The 14,969-nt window shown below is 60.1% G+C and carries 13 protein-coding genes; 1 reads left to right on the forward strand and 12 read right to left on the reverse strand.

Features of this window, described 5'->3' with window-relative positions; all coding sequences use genetic code 11:
- Positions 1 to 693: 693 nt before the first annotated feature.
- From J5Y06_RS10565 to J5Y06_RS10615, 11 genes are read right to left on the reverse strand one after another with little or no spacing between them, the layout of a single operon-like run.
- Positions 694 to 1,284, reverse strand: a complete 591-nt coding sequence (locus J5Y06_RS10565) for a malonic semialdehyde reductase (protein ID WP_209335137.1) — start codon at positions 1,282 to 1,284, stop codon at positions 694 to 696.
- A 36-nt stretch (positions 1,285 to 1,320) separates the two neighbouring features.
- Positions 1,321 to 1,866, reverse strand: a complete 546-nt coding sequence (locus J5Y06_RS10570) for a flavin reductase family protein (RefSeq protein WP_209335138.1) — start codon at positions 1,864 to 1,866, stop codon at positions 1,321 to 1,323.
- Positions 1,867 to 1,876: 10 nt separating this feature from the next.
- Entirely contained in the window at positions 1,877 to 3,055 is a 1,179-nt protein-coding gene (locus J5Y06_RS10575) for a CaiB/BaiF CoA transferase family protein (RefSeq protein WP_209335139.1), read from the reverse strand.
- Entirely contained in the window at positions 3,052 to 4,230 is a 1,179-nt protein-coding gene (locus tag J5Y06_RS10580) for an acetyl-CoA C-acyltransferase (protein WP_209335140.1), read from the reverse strand. The genes J5Y06_RS10575 and J5Y06_RS10580 overlap by 4 nt, the downstream gene beginning before the upstream one ends.
- A 23-nt stretch (positions 4,231 to 4,253) precedes the next feature.
- Positions 4,254 to 5,639 carry an LLM class flavin-dependent oxidoreductase gene (locus J5Y06_RS10585; protein WP_209335141.1) on the reverse strand — a complete coding sequence of 462 codons (1,386 nt, stop codon included), beginning with the start codon at positions 5,637 to 5,639 and terminating at the stop codon, positions 4,254 to 4,256.
- A 40-nt stretch (positions 5,640 to 5,679) separates the two neighbouring features.
- On the reverse strand, positions 5,680 to 6,828 hold the full coding sequence (locus J5Y06_RS10590) for an ABC transporter ATP-binding protein (protein WP_209335142.1): 1,149 nt from the start codon (positions 6,826 to 6,828) through the stop codon (positions 5,680 to 5,682).
- A complete protein-coding gene (locus tag J5Y06_RS10595; RefSeq protein WP_209335143.1) occupies positions 6,825 to 7,637 on the reverse strand; it encodes an ABC transporter permease in 813 nt (270 codons plus the stop codon). The genes J5Y06_RS10590 and J5Y06_RS10595 overlap by 4 nt, the downstream gene beginning before the upstream one ends.
- Positions 7,634 to 8,554: an ABC transporter permease gene (locus tag J5Y06_RS10600; protein WP_209335144.1), complete on the reverse strand. Its 921-nt coding sequence runs from the start codon at positions 8,552 to 8,554 to the stop codon at positions 7,634 to 7,636. The genes J5Y06_RS10595 and J5Y06_RS10600 overlap by 4 nt, the downstream gene beginning before the upstream one ends.
- Before the next feature lie 5 nt (positions 8,555 to 8,559).
- A complete protein-coding gene (locus tag J5Y06_RS10605; RefSeq protein WP_209335145.1) occupies positions 8,560 to 9,675 on the reverse strand; it encodes an ABC transporter substrate-binding protein in 1,116 nt (371 codons plus the stop codon).
- Positions 9,672 to 10,529, reverse strand: coding sequence for an enoyl-CoA hydratase/isomerase family protein (locus J5Y06_RS10610; RefSeq protein WP_209335146.1), 858 nt, complete (start codon positions 10,527 to 10,529; stop codon positions 9,672 to 9,674). The genes J5Y06_RS10605 and J5Y06_RS10610 overlap by 4 nt, the downstream gene beginning before the upstream one ends.
- Before the next feature lie 8 nt (positions 10,530 to 10,537).
- Positions 10,538 to 12,145: a class I adenylate-forming enzyme family protein gene (locus J5Y06_RS10615; RefSeq protein ID WP_245247776.1), complete on the reverse strand. Its 1,608-nt coding sequence runs from the start codon at positions 12,143 to 12,145 to the stop codon at positions 10,538 to 10,540.
- Between the two features lie 99 nt (positions 12,146 to 12,244).
- Between J5Y06_RS10615 and J5Y06_RS10620 the strand changes: the two genes are divergently transcribed.
- Positions 12,245 to 12,985 (forward strand): TetR/AcrR family transcriptional regulator, encoded by a 741-nt coding sequence (locus J5Y06_RS10620; protein WP_209335148.1) that lies wholly within the window; start codon positions 12,245 to 12,247, stop codon positions 12,983 to 12,985.
- Between the two features lie 883 nt (positions 12,986 to 13,868).
- Here the strand turns inward: J5Y06_RS10620 and J5Y06_RS10625 are convergent.
- A complete protein-coding gene (locus tag J5Y06_RS10625) occupies positions 13,869 to 14,930 on the reverse strand; it encodes a GlxA family transcriptional regulator (RefSeq protein ID WP_209335149.1) in 1,062 nt (353 codons plus the stop codon).
- Positions 14,931 to 14,969: the final 39 nt, after the last annotated feature.

The raw sequence follows: 14,969 nt of genomic DNA on the forward strand, positions 1-14,969 counted from the left end.
GCCGCCGGCGGGATCAGGAACGGAGCGGCAGCACGGCCCAACCTCGTGCGTCGCCTTCGCGAGATCTCTGGCGGTGCTATGATCCTGCTGGGCCTGGGATTAGCCTTCGCCAAACGTCCTAGCTCCTAATCGGAAATCGACTTTCCTCGCTTAGCCATGCACGCACGTCGCTCTTCGACGTCTCTCTTAACACCAGCAATGCCACCTCTCAGCGACAAATGATGCTGTGCGCTCCTTGACACCAACCGCGATAGAGAAGCTGCCGTTCTGAATCTGCGTGATCGGGCAAAGTTTGCCGGGTCCGGTTCCGACCCCTTCTCGGTCATTCGGGTAGATCGCGTACCCCACGGAAGCGGCCGTTCGGGAACCGGCAGCAGTCCGTTCCGTCATGTTCGACGCTCGATATCGGCAAACGCAACTGGGAACAGGTTTCGGGAAAGCAGCCCACCAAACGCATCCGGAAAAACATCCTTCCCATACTATCCCGCTGACGTTCCCGATGGGGAATGTGCTGGCCGCTGCGCAATGCAGTCCTTCTGCTGTGCTCGTTAGACGCGAAGCAACACGCAGCCTGACCACCACCGAAAGAAACGCCAATCTTGCCGAGCGGCTTCTCGGTGGAATAGGCGACGACCGCCTCGACGGCCTCTTCGAACCGGAAACTCGGGCAATCTCGACCGTCAGGATGCGAAGCTAGACGATCGTAGCCGCTTCCTCGAAAGCTAGGCGCGGCAATCGCGGGAAGGTGCCAGACATGTTGCCGACACCGACATTTACGAGAAAGTTGCTGCGGATCGTGGTGCCTGCAAAGAAGGCCTCATCAACGAGCTTGTTGTCGAAGCCGGACATTGGACCTGTATCGAGCCCCAATGCACGCGCGGCAAGGATGAGATAGGCGCCCTGAAGACTGCCGTTGCGAAAGGCGGTTTCGTGAGCCGTCGCTGGGCTGGATGTGAACCACGATTTCGCGTCGGCATGCGGGAAAAGTTGCGGAAGCTTCTCATAAAAGGCTTCGTCGTGTGCGACGATGACGGTGAGCGGGGCCTGAAGCGTCTTCTCGAGGTTTGCCCGCGACAGTGCAGGCGCGAGCTTCTGTTTGGCTGCCGGCGACTTAACGAAACAGAAGCGGCCCGGGCTGCAGTTGGCCGATGTGGGGCCCACCTTGACTAGGTCGTAGAGGGCCCGGATGGTCCCGTCGTCGATATCCTCGTCGGACCACTTATTGTAGGTTCGCGCCTCGGTGAAAATCTGGGCGATGACGTTTGCGTCAACGGGTGACTTCATTCTGCAGGTATCCGTTTCTTTGAACTTGTTCGGTGTCTAGGACGGATCGCTGGACAGCGAGCGAAAACGCGAGCCGTGGAACACGAGTGGTTCTCCGTCGGTGCGTATCCAACCGCTGCCAGGCTGAACAAGGACGACCGTGTGATCTCCGGCATCGACCTCGTTGAAGATCGAGCATTCGAGCCAACCGCTGCTTTCCGGGACGATGATGGACCGGGTGCCGGAGCGCGTTACCTTCAAGGTCACGTTCTCGAACCGCTTCTTCGGGTCAGAGGAGGATAGCTGTCGGCACAAATCCTGCTGATGGGCCGCGAAGAGGGATATGCCGAGTTGCGGCGCCTGGCGCAGGGTCGGCCAAGTTCGCGATGTCTTCTGTATCGCGAATAGGGCCAACGGCGGGTCCATCGAAATACCCGTCATGAATGATGAGGCGACCAGGACCCGCGGCTCACCGTCCACCTCAGCGCCGATCGCGACAACGCCAGCGGGATGGTGACCGAACACGCGTCGGACACCTTGCCCATCGAGCGAGACCGGCTCCCAGTTCGATGGGATGGGACTCGTTTCCGGTGACAAAGGCATGGCGGTCACTCTACTTGGTTGTTTCGAGCAGGGCGCGGATTGCGGCCTCCTGCTGTCCGGAAGCCGGCGCTGGACTTCTTGGCGCAAGATCGAAGCCTGAGATGGAAACAGGCGATCCGACAAGTGGATAACTGCCCCGTTCCTCGTCATCGACGACGCTGAAGTAGCCGCATCCCGCCATTTCGGCCGAATTCCACATCTGGTGCAACGACTGCACCGGCCCCGCCGGAATCCTTGCTTCCTCCAACTCGCGCAGCGCTTCCGCCGAGGTGCGCTTCGCCGCCCACTCCGCCATGATCGAGCTGAGTGTCGCACCGTTGCGCCCACGGCCGGGATCGTTGGCAAAGTCCGGCTGGGCGATCATGTCGAGGCGACCGACCAGCTTCGCCCACCGCGCAAAAATCGGGTTGCCTACGACCTGAACGACGATATGGCCGTCGGTTGTTCCGTAGATGTCGGATGGCCCGGCCACCGTGCTTCGGTTGCCTGTGCGCTGCCTGTCGTGCCCGTTCCTCAGGTCCTCGATCAGCGTCGCGTTCGTCATGGACAGTGCGGTGCTCATGAGGGACGCCTCGATCAAACGTCCCTTTCCTGAGATCGTCCGGTCGTAGAGCGCGGCGGCAATGGCAAATGCCATCGCGTAAGCTGTGCTGTAGTCGACGTAAGTCACCTGCGATCGCGTCGGGCTATCGGGGCCGCCAGTCAGCGCCACAGCACCCGACATCGCCTGTGCCACGCCGTCGAAACCCGTGCGGTCGGCCAACGGCCCTTTCGAACCGAACGCCGTTATGCAGGCGAGGATGATATCGGCGCGCCTGGCTTGCAGCACATCGAACCCTATCCCCAACCGCTCAAGACCGCTCACGGGCATGTTGGCGAGCACTACGTCGCTGACGGATACAAGCCCGAGGAAGGTGGCACGATCGGCGTCGGACTTCAGATCCAGCTCGATCGATCTCTTGTTGCGGTTGTTCACGATGAACGCAGCGCCATCCAAGCCCTCGCGTTCAGCCATCAGGCTGCGATCCTCGCTGCCGCCACGACGGTCTATCCGAATGACGTCGGCACCCATGTCGGCAAGCAGGGCGCCGCATGCCGGTCCGGCAAGGAAGCGGCTCAAATCGAGTACCCGCACGGCCATCAGCGGACCTGGCTCCCGCACATCGCCCGAATTGGTTGGCGGGCTCAAGAGGTCACCTCCAGCAAGGCCGCGCAGCCCATGCCGCCGGCAACGCACATGCTGACGACGGCATACTTCGCGTCGCGGCGCTTCCCTTCAAGCAATGCGTGTCCAACGAGCCGCGCTCCCGACATGCCGAACGGGTGGCCGATACTGATGGCGCCGCCGTTGACATTCACCCGCTCTGGATCGATGCGGAGTTCATCTCGGCAGTAGACCGCCTGAGATGCGAAAGCCTCATTCAGTTCCCATAGATCGATATCCTGCACGCCAAGACCGTGGCGCGAAAGAAGCCGCGGGATTGCCAGTACAGGTCCGATCCCCATCTCGTCCGGAGAGCAGCCGTGCGACACGAAACCGCGAAAGATGCCCAAGGGCTTCAATCCGTGTGACTTCAGGAACTCGCCCGAAACGAGAACCGATGCCGACGCGCCATCCGAGAGCTGGCTCGCATTACCCGCGGTGACGAAGCCGCCTTCGCGCACAGGTTTCAACTGCCCCAGCCCCTCTTTTGTTGTTTGAGGCCGTGCGCCTTCGTCGTGGCGAAGGACGACAGGCTCTAGGCGAGACTTGCTGCTTTCCTTGTCGGTGACGAGCATCGTTGTCGCGATCGGTTCGATTTCTTCCTCGAACAGGCCGCGCTGCCGGGCCGCGCCATTCCTTGCCTGACTTTCCGCGGAGAAGGCATCCTGCGCCTCACGGCTGATGCCGTAGCGTTGTGCCACAATATCGGCGGTTTCGATCATCGACATGTAGATGTCTGGCCGCTCACGGAGCAGCGCCTCATTCTGGTAGAGTTCCCGTTTGACCTGGGGCTGAACCAGGCTGATCGACTCGACCCCGCCAGCAACCGCAGCCGGTACCCCATCGAGCCTGATGCGGCCGGCGGCATTGGCAATCGCTTCAAGGCCGGAGGCGCAAAAGCGGCTCACCGTAACGCCAGCGGAGCCGACCGGCAGACCCGCCACCAGCGCGCCATGGCGAGCCACGTTGCCACCGGTCGCACCTTCCGGATAACCACAGCCGATGATCACATCCTCGATGGCGTCGGGCTCGACCCCGGCCCGCCTGATGGCATGAGTTATCGCGTGGCTGATCAAGTCAGCTCCCTTGGTAACATTGAGGGCACCCTTGAACGCCTTGCCGATTGGCGTGCGTGCGGTGGAGACGATAAATGCTTCCAATGTCCTGCCTCCTAGCGCCGGTATCAGCCTGCCGCCGCCAAGCGGCCTGTTTCGGCTGCTGTCTTGTGCCAGGGCACCTTCGGAAGCCCAAGATTGTCGCGCAATGTCTTGCCTTCATAGTCGAGTCGAAGGAGTCCCCGCCGCTGCAGCTCCGGCGTGACCAGTGTGACGAAATCCTTGACGGCGCCGTTCGTGAAAGGCGGTAGGTAGATGAAGCCGTCGGCAGCGCCGGTCGTCAGCCACTCTTCCATCATGTCGGCCAGCTGGACGGGCGTGCAGACCATTCCCAGATGCCAGTAGCCTTCGGCGATCGCCTCGTAGAGCTGCCGGACCGTCAGGCGATCCTCTTTGACGCGCGCGATCAGCTTGGCCTTGGCCGAACCATGCTTCTGGAAATCGACATACTCGCTCTCGCCATCCACGGCCGCCAGCGGCACCGGCTCATCGAGCGGCAGGTGGGACATGTCGCCAAAGATCGGCAGGATCATACCCAAGCCGGCCTTTGGATCGATCAGCCTCTGCATCTCGTCGAACTTGGCGCGCGCCTCGGCTTCTGTTTCGCCGATAAAGGCCATCACGCCTGGCATGATCTTGAGGCTGTCAGGATCACGCCCACGGGCAGCGAGACGCTGCTTCACGCCGGCATAGTAGGCGCGCGCGCTCTCGAGGTCCGGCTGACCAGCGTAAAGAACATCGGCATAGTCGGCAGCGAAGTCCTGAGACTGCGCACTGTCCCCCGCCGTGACCGCCACCGGATAGCCCTGGGGGGGACGAGCGACGTCCAAGGGACCGCGTACCGAGAAGTGCTCGCCCTTGTGGTTCAGCACGTTGAGCTTGGCGACATCCAGGTAAACCCCGGATTCCTTGTCACGAGGAAACGCGTTCTCCGCCCAGCTGTCCCAAAGTCCCCGAGTGACGGCGATGAACTCCTTTGCCCTCTCATGACGAAATTTCCCGTCGGGCAGGCTGTCGTAGCCGAAGTTGCGCGCCTCGTCGGGCGAGAACGAGGTGACAATGTTCCAGCCCGCGCGACCGCCGCTGATGTGGTCAATGGTTGCAAACTTGCGAGCCAGGTCGAACGGGTGATTGTAGGTCGTCGAGGCCGTCGCCACCAAACCGACGTGCTCCGTTACGGCGGCCAGCGCGGCCAGCAGAGTCAGCGGCTCGTGCTTAACGATGTGGTGAAGCCGTTCTCTTGCAAGCTTCGGATTATCGAGGTCGCGAGTGGCAGCAACGTCTGCCAGGAACATCATGTCGAAACGGCCCTGCTCTGCCAGTTTTAGAGCCTCAACGTAGTGGCTAAAACGCATGTTGCCGTCCGCCGGGACGTCGGGATGCCGCCAGCAGGCAGGATGGTAACCAAGATTTCCGAGTGAAAGTGCCAGGCTCAACTGACGTTTCTTGGCCATGATAGGCCTCCCATGAGATACTTCGATTGGAATGGCTGGCTTAGGTGGTCGGGACAACGATCGGCTTGTTTGCCTTGAACCCGCAGTTCACGATTGCACCCTGCGAGAGGATGCTGTCCCCGGATACGATGGTGCGTATCTTCCAGCCGCAATCGAGCTTGACGTGAACGTGCTGGAAGGGCCCTAGGAAGGTGATCCCCTCGACCACGCCCCGAATATATGGCGCAGTGCATCCCGTGGGCTCCTGGCCGTCCTCGACGACTACACAGTCTTCAGGTCGAACGATTAGCTTCGAACGGTCGGACGCGTGTTCGGGCATGCGGGCCCGTATCTCCAGGCCTCCCTCGACGTGCACCCAGGTTTCGCCGCCACGCTCGAACATTTCCAAAACGTCCACTGCATTCGCGTCGCCAAGGAACTGCGCCGACCATAAAGTGCGCGGGCTGCGATAGATCGCCGCCGGCTTGTCATTCTCCACGATATCCCCGGCGCGCAGGATGATGATCCTGTCCGACATGGACATCGCTTCTTCTTGGTCATGCGTGACGTAAAGCGTAGGAATACGGGTCTCGATCTGGATGCGCCGGATCTCGTCCTGAAGGTTTTGCCGAAGGCGCCGGTCGAGCGCGCCGAGCGGTTCATCCATCAAGAGCAGGTCGGGCTCAAAGACGAGTGCACGTGCCAGAGCCACACGCTGCGCCTGGCCGCCTGAGATTTCGGATGGAAATCGTTTCGCCAGCTGCTCAAGCCCAACGAGCTGGAGGAAGTGCATGACGCGTCCGCGTTTCTGCACTTCCGGCAGGCCGCGCACCTTCAACGGAAACGCTACGTTATCGAACACCGATTTGTTCGGGAAAAGCGTGTAACGCTGGAACACCATCCCGATGTTACGCGCATGCGGTGGAGCGAAGGTCACGTCCCGGCCACGTGAGATCACCTTACCTTCCGAAGGCTCTGAAATCCCAGCGGCGATCGACAGGATTGTCGATTTGCCGGAACCGGAGGGCCCCAGCAGCGTCAAGAACTCGGAGCTGCCGACGGTCATGTCGATCGGATTGAGGACCCTGAGCGATCCGTAATCCTTGGCGACGCCCTGCATTTCCAACGCGGGGGATTGCTCCCGTTGGTCTTCAGGAATTCTGGCCAACTTGATGCTGCTCCCCATGGCTGTGTTGGAGTGGATGTTCATGGTGTGGCCTCGTCGGACTTCGGCTCCCGCCGCCCCCGCAACTTGCCGAGAAGAGCTGCGGATGCCCCTAAGACGAGTGTCATGACGATCAGGAGGGTTGCGATCGCCGTGACGGATGGATCGATCATCTCCTGGAGGATGGCGAACATTCGCGTCGGGAGAGTCGGAACGATCGTCGGCCCGATGAAAATGGCCAGCGTGACCTCATCCCATGAGGTAATGAAGGAGATCAGGAAGCCAACAATCACACTGATCGCTAGGTTGGGAACCACGATCTCGCGCATGATGCGCGGCCACTTCGCGCCCAGAGAACTGGCAGCCGTCCACAACAACGGGTCGAGCGTATCGACGGCATTTAGGAAGATGATCGCCGTGAGGGGAATCGCAAGGCAAGCATGGGCTAGCGTCAGGACCGGAGCAGAGCCGAGAAGCCCCAAAGGTAGCAACAGCGTAAACAGACCAGTCGCCATCACGACGTGAGGTGCGACCAGCGGCAGCATGAGGAAGATGCGCATGCCTAGGCTGATTTTTCCGTGCCGCATATGCGCAATGCCCACCAGAAAGCCTGCAACGACTGAAATGACCGATGCCCCGATCGCGATCCAGAGCGACAGCTTAGCGGATTCGAGCCACCGGCCGTCGTTCAGTACCGCGTCGTACCAACGCGTCGACACCTCGGTCGGCGGAAAGATGAGAAGGTCGGATTTGCCGAAGCTCATCGGGACGATGATCACGAGAGGCAGAAGCAGGAAGATGACCAGCAAAACGCAGTAGGCCCAGCCGAGCAGTTGCAGGGGACGCCGTCTCATTTGGTCATCTCCTGCGAAATCTTGCGGAATGAGCCTCCGGAGAGAACGAGAGCAACCAGGGCGATTGCCAGCAGGCAGATCGTCAGGAGTACGCCGGTCGCAGCAGGGATACCGCTCGAATATTGGGTGCTCAGATCGGACTTCATCTGCATTGCGATCATGATCTCGCTCGTGCTGCCGAGCAGTGCCGGCGCGACGAAGAATGCGCTCGTCAGGACGAAGACGATCAGGAAGGTCATCACGAAGGAGACGCGGATCTGCGGCCAATAGATCTCGCGGAAGATCAGGAGATTTCGGGCGCCCAGCGTGCGGGCTGCGGTGATGAGGTCCCAGTCGATCCGGCGCATCGCCGCGACCAGCAGGATCGTTGCATACGGGATCATGAAATGGACCATCGACAGGACGACTGCCCCGCGTGTGTAGGTCAGCGAGAGCGGTCGCTCGGTGGCGCCCACGCCCTGCAGCAGAGCATTAAGCGGGCCAAGGCGAGCCAGGATGACCTGCCAAGCAAATATCTTCACGAGCACCGACACCCAAAGGGACGCTACGATAAAGCCAAGGACGATCGTGGTGACACGCGGGGACTGGCGTGCCAGGAAAGCCGAAGCCGGTATGGCCAGCCAGAGCGTGATTGCCGTGACGGTGAATGCGATCTCGAAGGTCTGCCGCAGCACGATGGTATAGGGCGATTGGGTGAGCAGCGTCTGGAAGTTCGAAATCGACCAGGCACCGCCCGGCCGCAACGAATCGTATAGCGCGAGCGCCAGTGGCAAGAGCACGACAGCAAACACGAGCAGCACCGCCGGTGACAACAGCAGTCCACGGAGGAGGGCTCGCTTCAACTGGCGTTTGCGAGACGCGGCCGCGATCGATGGCGTCGATCCGGCACCATCTTCAGATATGGTGATCAAGGCCATGGGTCTTACTGCTTTACGACCCAGGCATCCCAGCGCTTCTGGACATCAGCGATGTTGTCGGCCCACCAGGCGCCGTCGATCACCGATGCCTGGGCGACGTGATCCGGTGCCGTCGGAAGAATGTCGAGGACCGCCTTGTCGACCATTTCTGCGACATTCTTGTTGCCGCCCGAGTAACCAATCGCGTTTGCCAGTGCCGCCTGCCGCTCAGCACGCTGCATGTAGTACAGCAAGGCTTCCGCGTTCCTGGCGTTCTTCGCCCCCTTCAGGATAAATGTCCACGAGCTGTGCAGAAGTGCCCCGTCCCAGGAAATGGCCACTGGCTTGTCGCTTTTCATCGCGGTAACCGCGCGCCCGTTCCAGGTGCTTCCTGCAACGAACTCGCCGGTGGCAACTCCCTGGACGGGCTGGTCCGCAGAGGTCCAGAATGCGCGAATTTCGGGTCGGATCTCGTCGAGCTTGGCAAAGGCCCTGTCAACGTCGAGCGGGTAGATCTTGTCAGGCTCGACACCATCGGCCAGCAGCGCGATCACGAGCGACATGGGCCCGTTCTGGAGCATACGGGGCCCAGGAAACCTCTCGGTGTCCCAGAAGTCGGCCCATGTCGCCATCGCAGGAGCACCTCCAGCGGTCGAGTAGACCAGAACATCGGAGTATGGCGACGCCCAGGCGCCGTACTCGCTGGTCGAGCCTTCGACCATCTCGGATGCGATGTCGTCCCAGAAGCCATCTGGCAACTTATGGAAGATGCCTTCCCGTACCCCAAGAGGATATTCCTGATCCGAGATGGTCGCGCCGATGTCCCAGGGCATGTTGCCCGCGTCGACGAACTGCTGCAGCTGGGAGAAGTTTCGCGAGCCGGTCGAGTGAACGACCTTCACCCCGCATTCTTTCTCAAATGGCTCGAAGTAGTGCTCCTGAATGGCATTGCCGTAGGAGCCGCCGCTCGAGAAGAAGATGACTTCGCCTGATATCGGCTGTCCGTCTGGATGACAGCTGGCTGCCGCCGAGGCGCTGGCCATAAAGGCCGATCCGCCCAGAGCCAGTGCAACGGCGCAGAGACTGCTTTTCGGGACTGCCCATCGCTTTTGATGTTTCGTGGTTTCGTTTGCACGTTTCATTTCATTCTCCCATTCTTGTGGCTACTGAAGTTGTCCTCCCGCCCGGTTCCCGGGTTCTTGGAGGAGTAAGCAAGCATCTGGCTGCCGACGGACTCGCCGCCTTCAGTGGCAAGCGCCAGCCGTTGCATCCGGTACATGTGCTTGGTCAGAGTGAGTGCGTCGGCCTTCGAGAGATCGAGGCTACGATAAAACAGCTCCATCTCGATCCGGACCGCCTCCGGCGGGTGCTTCGCTATGTGCTCCGCGATTTCCTGCGCCCTCCAGAGGAGCTTCGCGGGCTCTACTATCTCGTTGATGAGATTGTGCTTGAGCGCCTCCTCCGCCGCCATGGGTTCGGCCGTGAGAAGCATCCACATAGCGACCGGCGGCGGCAGCAACCGCCCCAGTCGGGTGTTCCCTCCAGCTCCCGCCATCCCATAGGCGATTTCTGGGAAGCCGAACTTGGCGCGCGTCGATGCGATACGGATGTCGGTCTGATGGAGCAGGTAGATCATTCCCTGCCCCAGGCACCAGCCGTCGACGGCGCCGATGATGGGCTTATAGCGCTCGACAGCCGCCAGATCGCGTGCCCATGCGAAGGTTTCCGGAACGTCCGCCTCGTTACGATGAGGCCAAAGGTGGTCCGCAAGCTCTTCCCGGGAATCCTTCGCCGCCTTGTAAGGCGTCTTGATGTCGTCTCCGGCGCAAAACGCCCGCTCGCCCGCGCCGGTCAAGATCCCGCAGCGAACATCATCGTCTGCGACGAATTCTTTCATCGCGAGATAGAATTCCTTGTGCATGCTCGGGGTGAGCGCGTTCACCGGCGGGTTGTCGAATGTGAAAACCGCCACCGAGCCCGATTTCGAGTAATTCAAGGACATATTCACCGCCAAAGGTTGTCGACGCGGTCGAAGGCGCCTGTTCGAAGATCGGGGCGCTCGGAGCGGAGAACGTGCTTTGCGACCTTGTCCGAGCTGGTCTTGGGCAACTCGCTCCGCAATTCGATGAAGCGCGGCACTTTGAAGGGGGCAAGATTCTGGCGGCAATGCCGGATGTAGCCGTCGACGAAGCTCTCATCGGCCCCCGCTGCGGTATCCGTCACGAGATAGATTTTCACTTCCTCGCCGCGGACTTCGTCTGGAACGCCAAGAGCGGCAGCCTCCTTGACGCCGGCCATCGAGAGCGAAACAGCCTCGACTTCCCTGGCGGCGATGTTCTCGTTCGATCGCCGGATCATGTCCTTGATCCGCCCGGTGATGTAATAAAGTCCGTCGGCATCCTTGCGGAAAAGGTCGCCGGTGCGGAACCACCCACCCTCGCGGAAGACCTCCGCATTGGCATCGGGACGTTTCCAGTATCCCTGCATGATCGAACGGCCGCGGACCCAAAGCTCGCCTTCTTGACCATCAGGCAAGGCATTTCCGTCAGGGTCGCGGATGGAAAGCTCACGGAACGGCGATGCGATACCGCAGCTCCCTGTCCCCACGACGTCCTCAAGCTCAAATGGCGAGATAATGGCGGAGCCGACCTCGGTCATTCCGTAGCCCTCACGAGCGACGAACCCGAACCGCTCTTCCATCTCGGCATGCAACTGCTTGGGCAGCCCGTAGACGACTACGTGACGCAAGGAATGGTCACGATCGTCCGGTCGCGCAGGTGCCTTTGCGAGGAGGTCGGGGAAACTGCAGAACTCGATCCGGAACCGGCGTACCCACTCCATGAACCGTGTCGTCGACATCTTTTCAGCGACGAAGAGCGTGCCGCGCACCCGGATAGCCATCATCAGCAGCCACTGCGGATCCATGTAGAAGAACGGCTGCGCCACGAGGACGTTCTGAGCTTCGAAATTCAGACGCGCAGCGGTCACGGCGCTTAGCACGAGCCAGTAGTCATGCGTCAGCATGCAACCTTTCGGAAACCCGGTGGTGCCGGACGTATACTGGATGTTCACCAGCGCTTCGGGGCTGACCTCGGGCAGAAGGGCCTCATCGGTGGAAGCCAGATCGCCCCATCTGACCGAGCGGGAAAAACCTTCGTCCACCACGATCAGGGCAATTGATGCGAGTAGGTCCCTGGTTTCAGCGTCTCCGCTCAACCGTTCGGCGAGGTCGGAGGTTGTGATGAGGTTCGTGGCGCCGCTGTCAGCTAGAACATATGCAACTTCCCTTGAAGTGTAGCCGACATTCACGGGAACCATAACGGCCCCAATACGGCCGATGGACAGCCAGGCCAGCGGGAACTCGGGCCGGTTCGGCAGCATAACCGCAACACGGTCACCAGCTTGGATGCCGAGTTCGAGAAGTCCACTTGCCACACTGCGCGTCGCAGCGGCAAGTTGCACATAGGTTATTTCCGACCCGTCGGCGATGAAGTGCCAGGCAACTCCGTCCGGGTGAGTGCGGGCTGCCTCCTCGATCACGGCGTGCAAATTGACATTGATGTCAGCTTGAATGCATCTCGCCTTGAAAGCTTCGGAGACGGCTTGGCTCATGGATAACATTCCTGTCATACCGGGCGACCGCTTTCATGAAAATCAGAATGTGATATCAGCGTCACAAAATAGATGATGTCAAGGGATAGGCGGGCGATTTTGAAGGTTGAAAAGGCGTCGACTATGTCAGCCCCAGCTGATGGCTTTGATTTCATAGATCAACTCACTCACGAGTTGGTCGAATCGGCTGCTGCGAAAAAAGCTCACAAGACGCGGGCAGCTCTCGAAATCGCAGTTGCGCAGATCCTGGCAGCCGATGGCTACCACGCTCTCAAGGTGGCCGATATCTGTGCGCGGGCGGGCGTTGGCCACGGAACGTTCTATCGCTATTGGAAGGATACGGAGAGCGCGACCTACGATACGTTGACGCACTTCATGGCCGCAATCCGCCAGAATCGACCACGACCCGAGCGCTCGGCTGACCTTTATGCGCGCATCCTCGCAGGTCACGAATACTATATCGAAGTCTACCGCCGAAATTTCGGGCTTATGCGCTGCCTGTTTCAACTTGCAGACCAAGTACCGAAATTCGCGGAATTGGACGCAGCGCAAAATCTGCAGCTGGCGAAACGCGTGGTTTCGGCGTTTGAGCGATCTGGCGAGATGGGTCCCTGGCCAGTTCATGCCGATGAAAAACTTGTCACCGCATTATCCTGTATCACTGCAGTAGACGGCTCGCTACGCATGATCTTCAACAACGCGGAGCTAGAGAGTATTGACAGGCAACGGCTCGCGGCCACCTTCTCCAATCTATGGTTTAGGGCCTTCTGCGGGAAAGATGCCGATGCAGTGGGCCTTCACCTCGTAAGGCGAAGCGAAATTGGTCAACCCGAAGAGTAGCGGGCATTTTTAGGAGTGTCCGCTTTCGCTGATTGTTGGACGAAAGCTGCCTGACGGCATTCCACACCCAGAAGCGGACAGTCCGCTCTTAGGCAGCATCAAGTGGAAGCAGCCATTCACCTTACGACCCCGTCCCTGCCATTTGTTTGAGTGTTACGTTTCCCTAAAAGCGGCCGTTTGAGTGAGATCCGCGGAGCTGCGGGTCGGGGTCCTGATAATGACCTCTACTGACGGCGCTTCTCCTGATATTCGGTCACCTCGTGACACCAGTAGCGCGGCCCGCGTCCGATGCGTCCCTGCCGATAATTTTCGAGAAGCTGCTTGAACATTCCGCCGCCCTCAGCTGGCGCTCGCGGCTTCCCCGGGCGGCGAGCAGGAGACCCTCAGCCGCATTCTTGACGCGTGCCCAGGATTTCATGCGGCCTGCCGCTGCAGCAAACGCCGTGCCGCCACCGCTGGCGAAGGCGATCGGCAGTGAGATCGTGAAGCGGCAGCATGGGTCAAGCAGACCTGGAAGCTGCTCGGCGGGCGGGACCTCCGGTGCAGTGGCACCGAAGCCCGCTTTTGGAAGAGGCGATGGAACGGAGGACTGTTATCGGAGGAAAACGTGCGTTCCCGGAGATGCTCAGCAGTGCCGATCACGAAGCGATCAGCGTAAGCGCACGGAGGTAATCCGCCCTTTGGTCGATGTCATTCCGGAGATCGTCGATCGGGAGAGTGGTCTCGAAGCGGATGCCATTCGGCACTTCTCGTGCGGTTTCCGACTTCCTCATCAAGGTGATGGAGTGCAAGCTCCCGGATCGCAACCGCACGCTTCTCGTAGGCCTCATGCATGCCCTCGGGCGTAGGGACGAAACGGACGCCCTCTTTTTCATAATCATCTTCAAGCTCGAAGCTGGCGATGCTCGGCACGGAAATCAGACGGTCGCTTCGCTTGGAAGTGACGGAACCACGTAGCGAACCTGGACGGAGAGGAAAATCCTACCGCAAGCCCGACCTGGATGAGCGGTTGTTCGGTGTAGAGCAGTAGTTCGCGGGCACGATCAATACGTACCGAGAGATAATATCGCGTAGGAGTGGTGCTGAGGTGCCGCTGGAAAAGCCGCTCCAACTGGCGGGGACTCATCTTGACCCTCTCACCTATCGTCTCAAGGCCGATCGGATGTTCTAGGTTTTCTTCCATCAGCCGCACCGCCTTCCTGACCGGAGACGGCAACGCCCCCAACTCCTGCCTCCGTCCGCCTTTCTGGTCTTCCTGCTGATCCCTTATCCACTGGTGCTGAAGCTGTGACGCTACGCTTAGTGCGAGACCCGTTCCATGGCCGTCGGCGATGATCTTCAGCATCAGGTCGATCGCGGCGGTCTCGCCCGCGCAGGTCAATCGGTCCCGGTCAGTCTCGTAGATCTTGTTGGTAACTGTCGCCAAGGGACAGCATTCGGCCAGTGCAGACGCACTTTCCCAATTGACCGTACAACGATATCCGTCGAGCAGTCCCGCATAGCCAAGAAACTGGGTGGCGGTCGAAAGTGCGCCGAGAGTTATGCCCATACGGGCAGCGCTTTTCAACGTTGCCGCCACGTAGGGCTCACTCGAGGGGTCGGTCCAAGTGCCACCGCACGTGAACAGTATGTCCGCTTCGCGCAAAGCCGGCTGCACGCAAGTGGTGTCCAGTGCAATTTCGTTCGAAGCGAAAACGGGCTTCCCGTCCTTGCTGCAGAGCAGCCACCCGTATGCCTTGAAGCCAAGCAATCGATTTGCTGCCCGCAGAGGCTCGATGGCTGACATAAGGCTCATCATCGAGAACTTTTCGGTAAGCAAGAAGCAGACGGTGAACAGCTTTCGTGCCCTTTCGCTAGGTTCGAACCTCATTGGAGAACGAACATCGTCGTCAACATTCCTTGTCAAACGGATGTTGCAGAGGGCGGCATTGCTCCGTTGCGCCATCCGACAACTGCCAATGGCAATCGTTCGGCTCACACTGAA

This window comes from Tianweitania sediminis (assembly GCF_017813335.1).
GTDB classification, from domain to species: Bacteria; Pseudomonadota; Alphaproteobacteria; order Rhizobiales; family Rhizobiaceae; genus Tianweitania; species Tianweitania sediminis.